Genomic DNA, 17,361 nt, shown 5'->3' with positions numbered 1-17,361 from the left:
TGGTCACACCACCCAATCGATACCCGAGGAACACGGATGCTCAGAGGTTTCAGAAAACTACTTTTCTTTTCCCTAATGTTGACCGGCATGGCTCTATTGATGGGCCAGAACTCGAACTACTGGGGAGCGTATTCAATGGCGCTAGCCATGGCTATTGACGTTCTATTTAGCTTTTATACGCGTGAGGTTTTCGGACAAGGCGGCTGGTTTTCGCTGAGCGAGCAACCGCTTGTCTACTGGGTAGGCGTTATTGGCTATGCCGGATGCAGCGTATTCGGGTTCTACTGGGCGCTCACCAGGCTGCAATAGTCGCCCGCAGACACAATAAGAGCTAACCCTGCCAGACGCTGACGAACTGCACCGGTTCCAGCGCCGGCGGCGTGCGCCGCTCGCCCTCGAAGCTGCCGACATAGAGGAAGCCGACGATCCGCTCGCTGGCGTGCAGGCCGAGCCCGGCCAGCACCTGCGGGTGGTGAGCCAGGGCGCCGGTGCGCCAGATGGCGCCGAAGCCCAGTTCCTGGGCGGCCAGCAGCAGGCTGTGGGCAGCGCAGCCGGCGGACAGCACCTGCTCTTCCTGCGGCACCTTGGGATGCTCGCTGAGGCGCGCGATCACCACGATCAGCAGCGGCGCACGCAGCGGCATGGCGCGAGCCTTGTCCAGTGCCTCGGCCTTGTTGGCCGGATCACTGGCCATGGCCGCGGCGAACAGCTCGCCGAGGCGCACGCGGGCATCGCCCTCGACGGTGAGGAAGCGCCAGGGCCGCAGCTGGCCATGGTCCGGTGCGCGCAGGGCGGCGCGGAACATCAGCTCGCGCTGGGCGGCATCGGGCGCCGGCTCCAGCAGACGGCCGACGGATACGCGGTTGAGCAGCAGATCGAGGGCTTGCATGGCCATCTCCAAGGGAAGCAGGCGGGCATTCTAGCCGAAGTGTTCAGGCGTCAGCGGCGGCAGGCCATAGGCGGCACGCGCCGCATCGCAATGCGGATTGTGCTGACCATCTTCCCAACTAGCGGTGAACTCGCGACAGGTGCTGGAGCGCTGCTCATACACCGTGCAGCGGGTGCCGCAGCCCACCTCGCCCTGCAGGCCGATGCAGCGCACCGGCTTGGCCGTGGTGCCGAGCATGGCCACATGGTAGGGACCGATCTGCTCGACCAGATGATCGGGCACCGTACCGCCGGCGGACTGGCATTCGCCCCAGTAGAAGGACACGCGGAAGTTGGCGCAGCAGGCGCCGCAGGCGAGGCAGGGATGATTGGCGGACATGACGAGAACACGATGAACCGGGCATGGCCGGCGATATGGAGCCGTATTCTATGAATCGGCTTGCCGCTGTGAAGCCCCACACGGCGGATTTACAGGGCATGGCGCCAAGGTAGAATGGCGCCCCACCGCAGCCTCGCCGGCTCCCGCACTGCCGGCGCACTAGACTCAAGGCAACCACGCGGAAAGGAACCCGATGTCTCTGCCTACCCTACGCATCCTCGCCTTTATCAATGGCATTTTCCTGATCACCCTGGCCGTGAGCATGCTGGTGCCCGTCGGCACCCTGCTGGTGTTCGAGCAGCCGCAGGGCATCAACGCCTTTCTCTGGTCCAGCCTGATCACCTTCGTCGCCGGCATCGCCATGATCGCCCAGGGTCGCCCGCAACACGGCCAACTGCGCCCGCGCGACATGTACATGCTGACCGTGTCGAGCTGGGTGCTGGTGTCGATCTTCGCCACCCTGCCGTTCATCTTCACCCAGCACGCCAGCTTCACCGACGCCTACTTCGAGAGCATGTCCGGCATCACCGCCACTGGCGCCACCATCTTCACCGGGCTGGACAGCATGTCGCCGGGCATCCTGATCTGGCGCTCGCTGCTGCACTGGCTGGGCGGCATCGGCTTCATCGCCATGGCCGTGGCGATCCTGCCGATGCTGCGCATCGGCGGCATGCGCCTGTTCCAGACCGAATCCTCGGACCGCTCGGACAAGGTCATGCCGCGCTCGCACATGGTGGCCAAGTACATGGTGGTGGCCTATGTCGGCCTCAGCGCCCTGGCGGTGCTGGGCTTCTGGCTGGCCGGGATGAACCTGTTCGACGCCATCAACCATGCCATGTCGGCGATCTCCACCGGCGGCTTCTCCACCTCCGACGCCTCCCTGGCCAAGTGGCAGCAGCCGGCCGTGCACTGGGTGGCAGTGGTGGTGATGATTCTCGGCAGCCTGCCGTTCGTGCTGTACGTCTCCACCCTGCGCGGCAACTACCGGGCGCTGATCCGCGACGAGCAGGTGCGCGGCTTCATGTTCGTGCTGCTCGGCAGCTGGCTGGTACTGGCCACCTGGTACACCCTGACCACCCAACTGCACTGGTTCGAGGCGCTACGCCACGTGGCGGTGAACACCACCTCGATCATGACCACCACCGGCTTCGCCCTCGGCGACTACAGCCTGTGGGGCGGCTTCTCGACCATGCTGTTCTTCTACCTGGGCTTCATCGGCGGCTGCTCCGGCTCCACCGCCGGCGGTTTGAAGGTGTTCCGCTTCCAGGTCGCCTTCATCCTGCTCAAGGCCAACCTGATGCAGCTGGTGCACCCGCGCGCGGTGATCAAGCAACAGTACAACCGCCATCGCCTGGACGAGGACATCGTGCGCTCGATCCTGGCCTTCTCGTTCTTCTTCACCATCACCATCGCCGCCCTGGCGCTGGCCCTGAGCCTGTGCGGGCTGGACTGGATCACCGCGCTGTCCGGCGCGGCCAGCACGGTGTCCGGCGTGGGACCGGGCATGGGGCCGATCATCGGCCCGGCCGGCAACTTCTCCAGCCTGCCGGACACGGCCAAGTGGCTGCTGAGCGCCGGCATGCTGCTGGGCAGGCTGGAAATCCTCACAGTACTGGTGCTGCTGCTCCCCGCCTTCTGGCGCCACTGACTCGCAGCGTGGCAAAGCTACTGCGCGTCCCGCTGGCGTCGTTGCGTCCTCGCTCAAGGCTCGCCTAGCAGACGCTATGTCTCGCCTTTCGCTGCGGGGCGCCTAGCCAGCAGGCCGCTCGCTACGCTTTGTCACGCTGCGCACACCGAGTTGCCGGCAAGAGCTCACAGCCGCGCGCGGTACTCGCCCGGGGTCGCATCGAACCAGCGGCGGAAGGCGCGGAAGAAGTTGCTGGGGTCGGCGAAGCCGAGCAGGTAGGCGACTTCCAGCAGGGTCAGATTGGGTTGGGCCAGGTATTGATCGGCCAGCTCGCGGCGGGTGTCGTCGAGCAGTTGCTGGTAGCTGGTGCCCTCCTCCTGCAAACGCCGCTGCAGGGTACGTTCGGACAGCAGCAGCGCCTGGGCCACCGCCTCGCGCTTGGGCTCGCCCTGGGGCAGCAGGCGACAGAGCACCTGGCGCACCTGATGGGTCACCCGGCTCTCCGAGAAGCGCGCCAGGTATTCGCCGGCGAAGCGGTCGTGCAGTTGCGCCAGTGCCTCGTTGGCCGAGGGCAGCGGAGTCTCCAGATCGGCGCGGGCGTAGAGCAGCGAATAGTGCTCGGCATTGAACTTCAAGGGCGCCTGGAACACCTGCTGGTACAGCTCCAGATTGGCCGGCGCCGGCCCCTGGAAACTGACCAGCAGCGGCGTGATCGGCTTGCCGGTGAGCCAGCGGCAGAAGGCCAGGGAGTAAGCCAGCGACGCCTCGGAACTCTGCCGCGCCGGCGGCAGACGGTCGCCGTGGATCGCCTGGATCAACTCGTAGCCATCGGGCGAGGGGCGCAGGCACAGGTCCGATCCCTCGGCGATGATGCGCTGGTAGCGCACCAGGCGGTTGAAGCCCTCCAGCAGGTTGCGGCTGGACATCAGCGCATAGCCCACCACATGGAAGGACGCCGGCCTGACCACCTTGGCCATGTTCAGGCCGATGGCCGAATTGCCGGATGCCTCCACCGCCAGGTGCCAGAGGCGGGTCATGGCGTCCTGCGGGAAGCGTGCGTCCGGGTCGGTCAGGGCCGCGTAGTCGAGCCCCAGGCGGACGAACAGCGCGCGGCAGTCGACGCCGCCCAGCTCCAGGGCCTGGACGATCCCGGAAGCCCAGCTGGAGGAAGTGGTACGTTCGCTCATGGTTTGTTCTTATAAGTTGGTCGGCACGGTCGGTCTGGCGCCAAGAGGATACTAAACTGGCCCTGTATGTCACTGGCCGCGGAAGACAGTCCGCATAGACTGGCGTCGACAATGACAGGAGGTACGCCATGAGCGCCGAAACCACCGACCGCTTCAACAGCTTCGCCGAGTTCTACCCCTATTACCTGCAGGAGCACAGCAACGATGTGTGCCGCCGCCTGCACTACGTCGGCAGTCTGCTAGTGCTGAGCATCCTCGCCTACGCCATCGTCACACAGCAGTGGCTGTGGCTGCTGGCCCTGCCCTTCGCCGGCTACGGCTTCGCCTGGGTCGGCCACTTCGTGTTCGAGAAGAACAAGCCGGCCACCTTCAAGTACCCGCTGTACAGCTTGATGGGCGACTGGGTGATGCTCAAGGACGCCTTCACCGGCCGTATTCGCTTCTGAGCCGACGGCAACACCAGCGCTCTGGTGGCGAGTCCGTGCCCGCCGCCGCGCCACCGTGATCCTGCATAACAACAAGAGAACAGCCGGATGAACGCTCACGCTCGCTTCACCCATATGGAAGACGGCACGGCAGACGACTGGGCCATCATCGCCAAGGATTTCGCTCAGTACGCGCAGTTGCTGCCCGACCGTATCCTCAGCCACCTGCGCCTGCTCGACGGCGACTTCGGCGGTTTCCCCATCGACCGCCTGAGCCACTCGCTACAGACCGCCACCCTCGCCTACCGTGACGGCCGCGACGAGGAATACGTGGTCTGCGCCCTGCTCCACGACATCGGCGACACCCTCGGCACCTACAACCACCCGGACATCGCCGCGGCCATACTCAAGCCGTTCGTTAGCGCCGAGAACCACTGGATGGTCGAGAAGCACGGCATCTTCCAGGGCTACTACTTCTTCCATCACCTGGGCATGGATCGCCATCTGCGCGAGCAGTTCAAAGACCACCCGCGGTACCAGGCGACCATCGAGTTCTGCGCCCGCTACGATGCTGCCGCCTTCGACCCGCAAGGCGAGGTGTTGCCGCTGGAGTTCTTCGAGCCCATGCTGCGCCGGGTGTTCGCCCAGCCCAGACAGTCGCTGTACAAGGCCGCCATGGAGCGCCAGCCGGCGTGATTGCATTCTGCCATTCGGCGGCCACGCTTGGCCGGCGAATGGCAGCTGGTTATGATCCCCTACCCGCCATGGCCTTGGCTCAGGTCTTGCAGCCGTTCAGGCGCTCATCAGAAGCGTCAGAAAAACATCAGGGATCGCTCCATCCATGAAGTCCAACGTCCAGGAAACACCCAGGGCGCAGCCTGCCCCGTTGCTCCGCGAATACTACTCGCGGGTACTGGCCTACATCGCCCCCGCTGCTGCCGTCGCGGCCGGTACCTATGGCAACCACTTCGGCTACAACATCTTGTGGATGGTGCCGTACGCCCTGCTCTACCCGCACCTGGCCTATCACCTGGGCAACCGTTTCAAGCGCGATTATCCGCAGCAGACCAACCTGGTCCTGCTGTTCCTCGACGCCATCCATGCCGGTGCCGCCGGCGTACTGATGGGCTTCTCGATCGTGCCGACGCTGATGTTCCTGCTGACCCTGGCGTTCAGCTCGCTGATCGCCGGCGGCCTGCGCAACATGGGCCTGGCCCTGCTCATCGCCCTGGGCAGCATGGCGCTGAACACCGCGCTGATCCATCCGGAAATCAATATCGCCAGCCCCAGCCTGGTGTCGATGACCAGCATCCTGCTGACCACCCTGTACATCTGCATCACCGCCTTCTTCGTGCACGAGCAGGGCATGCGCCTGACCCAGGCGCGCATCGAGATCAAACGCGAGCAGGAGAAGGCCGCGCGCCTGGCGCGCAACCTGGCCAAGTACCTGTCGCCGCAGGTCTGGGAAATGATCTTCAGCGGCAAGAAGCACGTGCGTCTGGAGACCCAACGCAAGAAGCTCACCGTGTTCTTCTCCGACATCAAGGGCTTCAGCGAACTGGCCGAGGAACTGGAAGCCGAGCAGCTCACCGACCTGCTCAACACCTACCTCAACGAAATGTCGAAGATCGCCCTCAAGTACGGCGGCACCATCGACAAGTTCGTCGGCGACAGCGTGCTGGTGTTCTTCGGCGACCCCTCCAGCCAGGGCGCCAAGAAGGACGCGGTAAACGCCGTGTCCATGGCCATCGCCATGCGCAAGCACATGAAGGTGCTGCGCCAGCAATGGCGCGCCCAGGGCATCACCAAGCCACTGGAGATCCGCATGGGCCTCAACACCGGCTACTGCACCGTGGGCAACTTCGGCGCCGACACGCGCATGGACTACACCATCATCGGCCGCGAAGTGAACCTGGCCAGCCGCCTGGAAAGCTCCTCGGAGGCCGGCGAGATTCTCATCTCCCACGAGACCTACTCGCTGATCAAGGACGTGATCATGTGCCGCGACAAGGGTCAGATCGTGGTCAAGGGCTTCAGCCGCCCGGTGCAGATCTACCAGGTGGTGGACTTCCGCCGCGACCTGGGCGCCCGCTCCAGCTACGTCGAACACGAGCTGCCGGGCTTCTCCATGTACTTGGATACCAACGGCATCCAGAACTACGACAAGGAGAAGGTCATCCAGGCGCTCAACCAGGCCGCCGAGAAGCTGCGCGACAAGGTCATCCTCTAAGCGAAACGGCCTGCCTGAGCTTCAACCAGCCAGCAGGCCGCCGTGAACTCCACCCGCTCACCCCGCACGAAAGGCGCAAAGGCCGCGCGCAGGCGCTCGATCAGATCCGCCCTGGCGCCCTCCTCCAACTCCTGCAACGCGATGCCGACCGGCCCCAGCCGGCTCAGATAAGGCACCAGCGCAGACTCCGGCATGCTCAGCGGCACGTCCAGCGCGCGAATTTCCACACCCTCCCAGCCGCTAGCCGTCAACAGCTCACGCACCCGCAGCGCCTCGGCGAAGGCGAACTGCCCCGGTGCACCCGGACGACGCACCGGCAACTCCGGCAACCAGGGCGCGGCCGTGCGCTCGGCCAGGGTCATGAAGGGATTCTCCGCCGCGCTGCGCCAGACGATCAGGCGCAGCTTCGCGGTGTCGCTGGCAGCCCGGCGCAGGTTGGCGAAGGCGGCCTGGGGATCGGCAAAGAACATCACGCCGAAGCGCGAGATCAGCCGATCGAAACTGGCGGGTTCGAAGGCGTGGCTCTGCGCGTCGGCGCAGACGAACCGCGCCCGGCTGCCCTCGCGCTCGGCACGCGCCTGCGCCAGGGTCGTCATCGGCGCGGAGACATCGACACCGACGCAACCGGCGTTCTGGCGGCGCGCCGCGGCCAGGGTGGTGGCGCCGGTGCCGCAGCCGATATCCAGCACCCGCTCATGGCCCAGCAGGCCGTCGAGCAGCAGCGCTTCCAGGGGGGCGAACAGCGCGTCGAGCAGTGCCTGGGATTGCACCCAGGCCTGGCCGGCGGCGCCGTTCCACAGTCGGCTCTGTTCGTCGAACAAGGCTTGCAGGGTCATATCGTGCTCCTTCGCATGGCGGTCGATGAGAGCACTCTGCCGGTTCAAGCCGACTTGAGGTCAAGCCCTGTCAGGTCGTCGGCAAACCCGCCACGATGTCCTGCTCAACACAGGGCTCGCCATCCAGCAGCGGCTGCGCGGCGAGGAACTCCAGGGCCGAGGCACGCCAGGACTGGCGCGCGGCAAGTTCGGCGCACACCGCCCGATCCAGCTGCAGCGCGGCCCGGCAGGCCTGGCCCAGGTCCTCGTCCATCACCCCGGTCACGCCCTGCTCCAACACATCCAGCGGCCCGGCCACCGGGAAGGCCGCCACCGGCGTACCGCAGGCCAGCGCCTCGAGCATCACCAGGCCGTAAGTGTCGGTGCGCGAGGGGAATACCAGCACGCTGGCGCCGGCGAAGGAGTGCGCCAGCGCCTCGCCCTGCTGGAAGCCGAGGAAGCGTGCCTGCGGGTAGTCGTGCTCCAGCACTGCCCGTTCCGGGCCATCGCCGACCACGCATTTCTCGCCCGGCAGGTCCAGGTCGAGGAAGGCGCGCAGGTTCTTCTCTGCCGCCAGGCGGCCTACATAGAGAAACACCGGTTCGGCCGGGGCCTGCAGCTGCGGGCGTAAGCGCGTGCCGTCCACACCCTTGCGCCACAGCCGCAGGCGGCCGATGCCCTGGGCGGCGAACTCCTCGCGCAGGCGCTCGGTGCTCACCAGCACCGCCTGGCTGGGCCGGTGGAAGCGGCGCAGGTAGGCATAGCCCCAGCTCAGCGGCAGCCACGGCCAGCGGGTATGCACGTACTCGGGGAAGCGGGTGTGGATGGCGCTGGAGAACAGCAGCCCTCGCCGCGTCAGCCAGCGCCGCGCGGCCCAGCCCAGCGGGCCCTCGGTGGCCAGGTGCACGCCGTCCGGACGGAAGTCGCGGATGGCCGGGCCGACCCGCCACAGGTCCCAGGCCAGCGGAATCTCCGGGTAGCTCGGGCACGGCAGGTGGTTGAAGTCCTGCGGCGACAGCACCTTGACCAGATGGCCCAGGCCGCGCAGCTCACCGACCAGCGCCTGCAGGCTGGTGACCACGCCGTTGACCTGGGGATGCCAGGCATCGCTGACGATGAGAATCCTCATGCCGCCTGCCCGAGGGTCGCCAGCGCGTCGGCCTGGGCCTGCTCATCGGCCAGGCGGTAGAGCTGGATGCTGCCGTCCAGGTGCTCGATCAGCGCCGTGCAGGACTCCACCCAATCGCCGCAGTTCATGTACTCGACGCCGCCGACCTTACGGATCTCGGCATGATGGATATGGCCACAGACGGCGCCATCCAGCCCGCGCTTGACGCACTCGTGGGCGATGGACTCCTCGAAGTCGCTGATGAAGTTCACCGCCGTCTTGACCTTGTGCTTGAGAAACGCCGACAGCGACCAGTAGCCGTAGCCCCAGCGCTCGCGCCAGTGGTTGAGCCAGCGGTTGAGGGTCAGGGTGAACTCGTAGGCCGAGTCGCCGAGGAAGGCCAGCCACTTGTGGTAGCGGGTGATCACGTCGAACTGGTCACCGTGGATCACCAGCAGGCGGCGGCCGTCGGCGGTCTCGTGGATGGCCTCGTCGACCAGCTGGATATTGCCGAGCATCAGCGTCGAGTAGCGGCGCAGGAATTCGTCGTGGTTGCCGGTGACGTAGATCACCTCGGTGCCGCGCTTGCTCATGGTCAGCAGGCGGCGGATCACGTTGGTGTGCGCCTGGGGCCAGTAGATGCCGCCGCGCAGTTTCCAGCCGTCGATGATGTCGCCGACCAGGTAGATGCGGTCGGCCTGATAGCGCTTGAGGAAACCGGCCAGGCGCTCGGCCTGACAGTCTCGGGTGCCTAGGTGAACATCGGAAATCCACAGGGTGCGAACGTGCTGCTTGCGGCTGGGCTTGCTGCGCTCGGCGATGCTCATGGGCGGCCTCCGGCTGGGTTTAGCCGAGATTGCGCGCCCGCGGTGAAATGACCATGACAGGCAAATGACCATTACATGACGACCAGCGCAACTGTCCCGGCATGTACACTGACCGCTCGATCAGGAGCCCGCCATGCCCCAGCTGCTCTCCCTGCGCCACTACCACCACGAACAGATCGCCCACAGCCACGAACATGCCCAGCTGGTATTCGGCCTCAGCGGCCAGCTGGACTTCGAAGTGGGCGGGCGTGGCTGCCAGGTTTCTAGCCTGAGCCTGGCCGTGGTGCCGCCGGGAGCCCACCACGCCTGCGCCAGCGTCCTGGGCAGCCAGTGCCTGGTGCTGGACGTGCCGATGGATGGCTGGCTGCAGCAGCGCCTCGGCCACCACGCCGATGCCAGCCGCCGCCTGCTGGACAGGCCCGGTCGTTTGCAGCTCGACCCGGCCCAGGGCCAACTGGTCAACTGGCTGGCCGCCAGCCCGATCAACGACGAGGTCATCGGCCAGCAAGGCGCCGCCCTGCTCCTGGCCAGCCTGAGCAACGCCGCCGCGCCCGCGCCGCTCACGGCCGGCCTGCCGCTGGCCAGGATCGATGCCTATATCGAACGCCACTGCGCCCATCCGCTGCAGGTGGCCGACCTGGCGCGCCTGTGCGGCCTGTCGGCGGCGCGCTTTCACGCGCGTTTCCTCGCCGAAACCGGTCACACGCCGATGGAGCATGTGCGCGCACTGCGCCTGCAGCTGGGGCGGAGGTGGCTGCTGCACAGCCCCCTGCCAGTGGGCGAGATCGCCGCGCGGGTCGGCTACGGCTCGCAGAGCGCCTTCACCGCGGCGCTGGTTCGCGAGTTCGGCCTGACCCCGCGGCAGCTGCGCGCCGACCGCTGACGCGAGTCGCGCGACAAAGCCCGCGAGTCCTGCGACAGATCGTCGGGCGCTGCACGCCTAGACTCTGCCGATCATCAGGAGAGTTGTCGTCATGCAGACCATCGAATGGCAGGACTTCGAACGCGTGGAGCTACGCGTCGGCACCCTGCTCAACGCCTACCCCAACGACAAGGCGATCAAGCCGGCCTACGTGCTGGAAGTGGACCTGGGCGAACTCGGCGTGAAAACCTCCAGCGCCCAGCTCACTGCCCACTATGGCGCGGCAGAACTGATCGGCCGCCAGGTGCTGTGCGTGTGCAACTTCGCACCCAAGCGCATCGCCGGCGTGCGCTCCGAAGTGCTGGTCACCGGCGTCTACGATCAGGACGGCAAGGTAGTGCTGGCCAGTTTCGACAAGCCATTGCCCAACGGCGCGCGCCTCGCTTGACCCGTACCCACGCTATCCATCACGCGGGTTTCACCCGCCCTACTGATCCGGAATCCCCATGCAACACCGCACTGCCCTCTTCGCCCTGCACCTGGGCGCCCTGTTCTTCGGCCTGTCCGGCATCTTCGGCAAGCTGGCGCTGGCCGCGCCGCTGGTGATCGTGTTCGGCCGCGCCCTGTTCGCCGTGGCCGCCCTCGGCGTGTTCGCCCGCCTGGGCGAGCCGCTGGCGGCCATCAGCTGGCGCCGGCGTCTGGCCCTGGCCGGCGCCGGCCTGCTGTTGGGCGGGCACTGGTGGGCGTTCTTCATCGCGGTGAAAGTCTCGGGCGTGGCGGTGGCCACCCTCGGCTTCGCCAGCTTCCCCGCCTTCACCGTGCTGCTGGAAGGGTTGCTGTTTCGCGAGAAGGTGCGCCTGGCCGAATGGGGCGTGGTGGCGTTGGTCAGCCTTGGCCTGGTGCTGGTGACCCCGCATTTCGACCTGGGCAGCGACGCCACCATCGGCCTGGCCTGGGCGATCTTCTCCGGCCTGCTGTTCGCCCTGGTCTCGGTGTCCAACCGCGCCACCACGGTGGGGGTGAAACCGGCCCAGGCCGCCCTGTGGCAGAACCTGGCGATCCTGCTGGTGACCTTGCCGCTGGCCTGGTCGGCGCTGCCCGAGGTGCGTGCGCTGGACTGGCTGTGGATCGGCCTGCTCGGCCTGCTGTGCACGGCACTGGCACACAGCCTGTTCGTCGCCAGCCTGCGCGTGCTCAATGCGCGCAGCGCCTCGGTGGTGTTCGCCCTGGAGCCGGTCTACGGCATCGCCTTCGCCTGGTGGCTGTTCAACGAGCAGCCCGGCGTGCGCATGCTGTTCGGCGGTGCGCTGATCCTGCTGGCCACGGTGATCTCGGCGCGCCTGAGCAAGCATGCGGCCAGCGTCGAGGATATCGGTTAGGGCCTCAGGCACTACAACGTCGGAACGAGGGAGGCGCCGAGCCTCTGCTCGCGAGTCGCCCAGGGCGAGGCTTCGCGAGCAGAGCTCGCTCCTACAAATCGGCTCCGTCGCGGACTTGGCAACAGGCTAGCGGTCGTTATGACCCAGGTCGCGCTCGGGGTCGATCAGGTCGCGCAGGCGCTGCTTGAGCACCTTGGCCTCGGGGAAGCCGCCATCGGCCTTGCGCTCCCACAGCTGCACGCCGTCGCAGACGATGCGGAACACTCCGCCGGTGCCCGGCTGCAGGCTGACCATGCCCAGCTCGTCGGCGAAGGTGCTGAGCAGCTCCTGGGCCAGCCAGGCGGCCCGCAACAGCCATTGGCACTGGGTGCAGTAGGTGATCACCACCTCGGGTTTGCTGGTCATGCGGCGGCTCCTGGCCTGAATCGGGGCGCCATGATAGCGCCGTAGAAAGGACAACGCCGTGGTCATGCCACGGCGTCGGCCTTCCCGCCCTTGATCATGCGATCTTCGCCAACAACTCCCGGGCACGCTCGCGCTCTTCCTCGTCACCCTCGCTGATCACTTCGTTGAGGATGTCGCAGGCGCTGCCGATGTCGCCCTGCTCGATATAGGCCAGCGCCAGGTTCAACTTGACCAGGTGCTCGCGGTCGCCGGCCAGGTGATCCAGGTCGCTGTGCAGCGGCCCTTGGGACTTCTCGGTCGGCTCTGGCGCCAGGTCGGTATCCAGCACCTGCTCCTGGGGCAGCTCGGCGAAGGACTCCAGCACCTCCATCTCCAGCACTTCCGGCAGCTCCTGCAGGTTGGAGCGGAAGTGCGGATCGGGCGCCTGCTCCTGCGCGGCGCGCGCCCGCCCCGACTGCTCGGGCCGGAACGGGCTGACCAGATCCCAGTCGGCATCCAGCGACAGGTCATCGAGGTTGAGCTGGAACTCGTCGGGGGCCACCACGACCGGCTCCGGCTCGTCCAGCTGTAGCACCGCGTCGGCCAGCGGCACATCCTGCTGCGGACGCTGCAGCGCGGCGTAGCGCGCACGGATCTGGTCAACCTGGACCTGACTGGCGCCCAGCTCGCGCAGCTGACGCTCCTGCTCGAAGAAAGCGGCGGCATCGCCCAACTCGCCGTACACCTCGAACAGGCGCAGGCGCAGATCGAGTCGCTCCGGATGCTGGATCAACGCCTTGCGCAGGACATTGCCGGCATCGGCGAAGCGTCCATAGGCGATATAGATATTGGCGCCCTCCAGCGGATCGGCCGCACTGGCGGGCAGGCGCTGCGCGGGCGGCGCAGCGACTGCAGCAGGCTGGAAAACCTCCTCGTCGTCCTCGATCTGCGTTTCGACCCGTGGCTGCGGCTCCGGAACTGGCTCAGGCGGCGGCGCAGCGACCTTGCGCGCTTGCGGCGTGGCCTCGGGAACGACCGGGCGGGACTGCGGCTCGGGCTCGCGCACCGGGCGCCGGCGGCCCAGCAGCCAGGCACCGACCAGCAGGATGAGGATCAGCAAGGCGCTGCCCAGCCACAGCGCCCAACCCCAGTCGCGCTCGGCCGGTGCCGGCGCGGGCGGGCTGACAGGTGGCGCCACCGGCTGCGGCTCGATAGCCACGGGCGCGGGCGTCGACTGTCGCCGCTGCAGGTCGTCGCGAATCTGCTGTAGCTGGCGATCTTTCTCGGCCATCTGCGCCTGCAGCTGGGCCAGCTGACTCTGCAGAGCGTCCACGGCGCTGCGCAACTCCTGGTTCTGCGCGGTGACGCCGGCCAGCTCGGCATCTACCTGGTGCTGCTCGGCCGCGAGCGGTGCTACCGCAGCCGGTTGCTCAATGGGTTGCCCAATCGACTGTTCGACCGGCGCATCATTAGCGACTGGCGCGGCCAGCGCCGAATCCGGCAACAGCAGCTCGGCCTCGGCACGCAGGCGGTTGCGATCACCACCGCTGAACGCGTCGGGATTGAGCGCATGCAGATCGGCCATCAGCGCTTCGCGGCTGCTGACGCTGCCACCGGCCTGCAGGCGCCCGGCGATGCTCCACAGGCTGTCGCCAGGCTGCACCCGGTAACGCTCGCCACGGCTGGCCAGCGGCATCGCGCGTGGCGGCGCGGCCGGGCGCACCGGTGGAGCCGCAGCTTCCCGGGGCTGCGGCACCAGACTCGCCTGCGGGCTGAAAGCGGCCGAGCCCGGCGGGTCGATCAGCACCGTGTACTCGCGCAGCAGGCTGCCCCCCGGGCGTGCCACCTCGATGATGAAATTCAGGTACGGCTCGCGCACCGCCTTGCTGGAGGCCACGCGGATCAGGTTGCGTCCGCCCCCCAGTACCGGGGTGAAACGCAGGTCGTTGAGAAAGTAGAAGCGATCGACGCCAGCACGATTGAAATCTTCGACGCTGGCCAGACGGACCTTGATCTCGTCGGCGCTCAGGTCGCCGACTTCGAGCAGCTCGATTTGCGCGTCCAGCGGCTGGTTCAGCGCCGAATGCAGAGTGATTTCACCCAACCCCAGCGCGGGCACCAGGCCCGAGTAGAAGGCAGACCCCGACAGGAGGGTCAGCAGCAGGTGACGGATGCGAGCCATGGGCCCCTCCCCGACACGGCCAGACCGGCATATCCCTGGGCGTAATGGTTATCCCCGGCGGGTCTGGCGTGTGCTCAACACTTGTCGGGCAGGCGCTCCCTTGCGGCCCGGCAAGCCCGCCCAGAGAGGTGATACGCGAGTACCGAACTGGCGGGCATAAGGGCAGCTTAAGAAAGCACCGAAACAAACGCCAATGGCCGCTTATGCTAAATCGCGATAGGGAGAAGGCTGGATGTAGCCGGAAGACCTGAGGCTCAGGTCTTTTCCAGATTGCCCAGAATGCGTGCGTGAACGCTCTGGCACAGGCGCTGCTCTTCTTCGCTGACGCCGGCGAACAGCTCCTTGCGCAGCTGCAGGGCAATGCTCTCGATCTGCTCGATCAGCGGCCGCGCCTTGGCACTGAGCACCACCTTCTTGGCCCGGCGGTCTTCCGGCACGGCGATGCGCCGCACCAGCTCCTGGGACTCCAGACCGTCGAGCAGGCGAGCCAGGGTCGGCCCCTCCACCCCCACGGTCTGCGCCAGCTCGCGCTGGGTCGGCGCCTCCTTGAGCAGGGCCAGGTGCAAAAGAACCAGCCAGCGCGCCTGGGACAGGCCGAGGCCGGAAAGACGTCGGTCCAGCTCGGCGCGCCAGGCGCGAGAAAGCTGGGCCAGTTGCATACCGAAACTGTGGTGCGCGAAGTTGTGCATAAGAAGACTCTCACTGGTCCTTGCCGCCGCCCACTCCCCGAATCCTGTGGACAGCAGAAAAACCTAATTATTAGTCAACTAACCATAACTCCGGGAACGGTCTTCGCCAAGCCCGCTGTCACCATTTGACATACTGATCCTCGACGAAGCCCCACAGGTTGTCGATCACCAGCGGCGCCCTGCCCGGCGGGCGCAGGGTGCCCTGGAAGCAGCCGAATACCTGCTTGAAGTTGCTGGCCAGCACGCCCAGGTTCAACTGCTCACGGTGCAGGCCATGGCCACGGAAGTTCAGCTCCACCTGGCCATCGCCGGAAACGATGCGCCAGGGCTGCAACGGGTCGTCGCGGTCGAATTGGAAGTGCACGCCGCCGACTGGCATCATGGCACCGTCCAGCCAATAGCAGTTCTCGCTGAAGCTGGTCTCGTTGACCCCGCAGGACAGGTTCAGCCCCACCCGCGTGCCGGCCACCTCGCCGGACAGGCAGGCCCAGTTCCAGAAGGTCTCCGGGCGCATGTAGCCGGCCGACCAGTCGTGGTGGGCGAAGGCGTTCAGCGCCCGCAGGTCGAAGTCACCCAGCTCGCTGCGTACGCTGCCCCGGCAACGCACGCCGGCGACCTTCTGTGCGTAGACCCAGCCATTTACCGCCGTCGGCGTGCAGATGCACATGGGCTCGAACTGCTGTTCGGAGAAGCTCGCCTCGATGCGCGTGCCGTCGTCCAACTCCACCAGCAGGTGCTTGTCGCTGCCGTGGTTGTCCAGACGCAACAGGTTGGCGCCGCTGCGCAGCTCGCAGACGCCGTCGTTGGGCTGCTGCGAGAACGCAGTGCCATGCCCCAGCGGCCGCTTGAACTCACGCTCGATCATGCGCCCGCTGGCCGGATGGAACAGGTAGACGAAGCCGGCGGTGAGCAGGCTGATATCGGCCAGCGCGCAGCCGCCGATCAGCTCGTCGCTGACGATGCCGAAGTACTGGAACTGGTGGAAGCGTCGCCACTTGGCCAGGGTGCCGAGGCGACGGCCCATGGGCGAGCGGAAGTCGAAGTCGCGCCAGTTCACCTGTCCCGGCGCGGCCGGAAAGATGCCGTAATGCGGTTGGCCGTTGGCCTGGATCAGTCGTTCCATGATGATTGCCGACAGAGGAAAGCGCCGATGCTAGCAGTCGCGCCGAAGGCTGCGAGGGACGATTCGCGCCAGCGCGGGGGGCGCTTCAGGTCACCACCTGGTTGCGGCCGAAGGCCTTGGCCTCGTACAGGGCGCGGTCGGCATGCTCGAACAGGCTGTCCATGGCCAGGTCCGCCGCCGGCTGCAGGCAACACACGCCGACCGAGAGCGTCAGCACCGCCGCCGTCTGCGAGCCGGCGTGCTCGATGGCACGGGCCTCCAGGCTCTGGCGCAGGGTTTCGGCGCGCTGCCTGGCCTCACTCGCCGAGATGTCGTACAGCAGCACGGCGAACTCTTCGCCGCCCAAGCGCGCCGCCATGTCCAGCGGGCGCCGGGCCGCCTGCAGCAGCGCCTCGCCGACCTGCTGCAAGGCGCGGTCGCCAGCCTGGTGGCCGTAGCGGTCGTTGTACGCCTTGAAGTGGTCGACATCGCACAGCAGCAGCGCCAGACAACGCTCTTCGCGCTGTGCCTGGCGCCACAGGCGGCCCAGCTCACGGTGGAAACTGCGCCGATTGTGCAGGCCGGTCAGGCCGTCCTGATCGGCCAGCACGCGCAGCAGGCCGCTGACCAGAAAGTGCTCGCGCGACTTCAGCTCCAGCTGGTAGCAGCCGATCGCACCGATCAGGTTGCCGGCCAGCAGGAACAGCAGATTGTTGAACAGGCGCTCCGGCGCCAGACCGCCGAGCCATTCGAACAGGCCATAGGCGAGCAGCACCAGCAGCGAGGTGACGACTGCCTCGATCAGGCGCAGGCCGACCAGGAAGTAGGCGGCGATACACACCAGCAGCAGCCCCTCGTAGGGGAAGGACGGGTCCTGGCCATGCCCCAGGGCGATGATGGCTGCCGCGCCAAAGCCCATGGCACCGATGCAGGCGATGCCCAGGGGCGCCGCCAGTTGCGGGTGGCGACGACTGAGGATCACCCGTCCGCAGGCCAGCAACAGCAGCGCCACCCCTGCGCGGATGGCCAGCAGGGCCGCCAGCAGCGGCCCCTCGATCATCCAGATATCGACCCCGGCGAAGGCCAGCCACACCAGCAAGGCATAGACCACCGCGACCCGCTTCAGCTCCAGGGTGTCGCGCAGCATGTAAGTGCGATACTCCCGCTCCAGGGCCGGAGCGAAATGCAACAGGCGGTAGCCGCGAGACAGCTGCTCGGCATAGGGGTTGGGCGGGACATCGGCCAGCCAGTCGGGATGCAGCGACACTTAGGGTCTG

General features: G+C 66.8%; 19 protein-coding genes. 8 read left to right on the top strand and 11 right to left on the bottom strand.

From position 1 onward, the window contains the following. Positions 1-36: 36 nt before the first annotated feature. Positions 37-309 (top strand): hypothetical protein, encoded by a 273-nt coding sequence (locus tag N7607_RS21185; protein ID WP_279868173.1) that lies wholly within the window; start codon positions 37-39, stop codon positions 307-309. A gap of 22 nt (positions 310-331) precedes the next feature. On the opposite strand, the gene N7607_RS21180 is transcribed toward N7607_RS21185, so the two are convergent. Beyond that, a complete protein-coding gene (locus N7607_RS21180) occupies positions 332-889 on the bottom strand; it encodes a nitroreductase family protein (protein ID WP_279868174.1) in 558 nt (185 codons plus the stop codon). A gap of 30 nt (positions 890-919) precedes the next feature. Then, on the bottom strand, positions 920-1,267 hold the full coding sequence (locus N7607_RS21175) for a YkgJ family cysteine cluster protein (RefSeq protein WP_192397487.1): 348 nt from the start codon (positions 1,265-1,267) through the stop codon (positions 920-922). 193 nt (positions 1,268-1,460) lie between these two features. Between N7607_RS21175 and N7607_RS21170 the strand changes: the two genes are divergently transcribed. Further along, complete coding sequence (locus tag N7607_RS21170; protein ID WP_279868176.1) at positions 1,461-2,915, top strand: TrkH family potassium uptake protein; 1,455 nt, start codon at positions 1,461-1,463, stop codon at positions 2,913-2,915. A gap of 164 nt (positions 2,916-3,079) precedes the next feature. On the opposite strand, the gene N7607_RS21165 is transcribed toward N7607_RS21170, so the two are convergent. Then, positions 3,080-4,081, bottom strand: a complete 1,002-nt coding sequence (locus tag N7607_RS21165; protein ID WP_279868177.1) for an AraC family transcriptional regulator — start codon at positions 4,079-4,081, stop codon at positions 3,080-3,082. A 128-nt stretch (positions 4,082-4,209) separates the two neighbouring features. On the opposite strand from N7607_RS21165, the gene N7607_RS21160 reads away from it, so the two are divergent. From N7607_RS21160 to N7607_RS21150, 3 genes are all read left to right on the top strand, one after another. Further along, positions 4,210-4,527 carry an Mpo1-like protein gene (locus tag N7607_RS21160; RefSeq protein ID WP_279868178.1) on the top strand — a complete coding sequence of 106 codons (318 nt, stop codon included), beginning with the start codon at positions 4,210-4,212 and terminating at the stop codon, positions 4,525-4,527. An 87-nt stretch (positions 4,528-4,614) separates the two neighbouring features. Further along, positions 4,615-5,202, top strand: coding sequence for an HD domain-containing protein (locus N7607_RS21155; RefSeq protein ID WP_279868179.1), 588 nt, complete (start codon positions 4,615-4,617; stop codon positions 5,200-5,202). Positions 5,203-5,347: 145 nt separating this feature from the next. Continuing rightward, positions 5,348-6,736 (top strand): adenylate/guanylate cyclase domain-containing protein, encoded by a 1,389-nt coding sequence (locus N7607_RS21150; RefSeq protein ID WP_279868181.1) that lies wholly within the window; start codon positions 5,348-5,350, stop codon positions 6,734-6,736. On the opposite strand, the gene N7607_RS21145 is transcribed toward N7607_RS21150, so the two are convergent. The 3 genes from N7607_RS21145 to N7607_RS21135 form a co-directional block, all read right to left on the bottom strand. Further along, on the bottom strand, positions 6,733-7,572 hold the full coding sequence (locus tag N7607_RS21145; RefSeq protein ID WP_279868182.1) for a class I SAM-dependent methyltransferase: 840 nt from the start codon (positions 7,570-7,572) through the stop codon (positions 6,733-6,735). The genes N7607_RS21150 and N7607_RS21145 overlap by 4 nt on opposite strands. A 70-nt stretch (positions 7,573-7,642) precedes the next feature. Further along, a complete protein-coding gene (locus tag N7607_RS21140) occupies positions 7,643-8,680 on the bottom strand; it encodes a glycosyltransferase family 1 protein (protein WP_279868183.1) in 1,038 nt (345 codons plus the stop codon). After that, positions 8,677-9,486 carry a UDP-2,3-diacylglucosamine diphosphatase gene (locus N7607_RS21135; RefSeq protein ID WP_279868184.1) on the bottom strand — a complete coding sequence of 270 codons (810 nt, stop codon included), beginning with the start codon at positions 9,484-9,486 and terminating at the stop codon, positions 8,677-8,679. The genes N7607_RS21140 and N7607_RS21135 overlap by 4 nt, the downstream gene beginning before the upstream one ends. Before the next feature lie 133 nt (positions 9,487-9,619). On the opposite strand from N7607_RS21135, the gene N7607_RS21130 reads away from it, so the two are divergent. The 3 genes from N7607_RS21130 to N7607_RS21120 all read left to right on the top strand — a co-directional run bounded on the left by N7607_RS21130 (position 9,620) and on the right by N7607_RS21120 (position 11,727). Further along, entirely contained in the window at positions 9,620-10,369 is a 750-nt protein-coding gene (locus tag N7607_RS21130; RefSeq protein WP_279868185.1) for an AraC family transcriptional regulator, read from the top strand. Between the two features lie 91 nt (positions 10,370-10,460). After that, positions 10,461-10,796: a tRNA-binding protein gene (locus N7607_RS21125; RefSeq protein WP_279868186.1), complete on the top strand. Its 336-nt coding sequence runs from the start codon at positions 10,461-10,463 to the stop codon at positions 10,794-10,796. Between the two features lie 58 nt (positions 10,797-10,854). After that, positions 10,855-11,727, top strand: coding sequence for a DMT family transporter (locus tag N7607_RS21120; protein ID WP_279868187.1), 873 nt, complete (start codon positions 10,855-10,857; stop codon positions 11,725-11,727). Positions 11,728-11,853: 126 nt separating this feature from the next. Here N7607_RS21120 and N7607_RS21115 read toward each other — a convergent pair whose 3' ends face one another. The 5 genes from N7607_RS21115 to N7607_RS21095 form a co-directional block, all read right to left on the bottom strand. After that, entirely contained in the window at positions 11,854-12,132 is a 279-nt protein-coding gene (locus N7607_RS21115; protein ID WP_137971601.1) for a SelT/SelW/SelH family protein, read from the bottom strand. A gap of 94 nt (positions 12,133-12,226) precedes the next feature. Further along, positions 12,227-14,293, bottom strand: a complete 2,067-nt coding sequence (locus N7607_RS21110; protein ID WP_279868188.1) for a FimV/HubP family polar landmark protein — start codon at positions 14,291-14,293, stop codon at positions 12,227-12,229. A gap of 254 nt (positions 14,294-14,547) precedes the next feature. Continuing rightward, on the bottom strand, positions 14,548-14,982 hold the full coding sequence (locus N7607_RS21105) for a MarR family transcriptional regulator (protein WP_192397500.1): 435 nt from the start codon (positions 14,980-14,982) through the stop codon (positions 14,548-14,550). Positions 14,983-15,100: 118 nt separating this feature from the next. Beyond that, positions 15,101-16,105 (bottom strand): DUF2804 domain-containing protein, encoded by a 1,005-nt coding sequence (locus N7607_RS21100; protein ID WP_279868190.1) that lies wholly within the window; start codon positions 16,103-16,105, stop codon positions 15,101-15,103. Positions 16,106-16,190: 85 nt separating this feature from the next. Further along, on the bottom strand, positions 16,191-17,351 hold the full coding sequence (locus tag N7607_RS21095) for a GGDEF domain-containing protein (RefSeq protein ID WP_279868192.1): 1,161 nt from the start codon (positions 17,349-17,351) through the stop codon (positions 16,191-16,193). Positions 17,352-17,361: the final 10 nt, after the last annotated feature.

Source organism: Pseudomonas sp. GD04019, assembly GCF_029837695.1.
GTDB lineage: Bacteria > Pseudomonadota > Gammaproteobacteria > Pseudomonadales > Pseudomonadaceae > Aquipseudomonas.
This window is presented reverse-complemented; position numbering and strand designations above follow the sequence as displayed.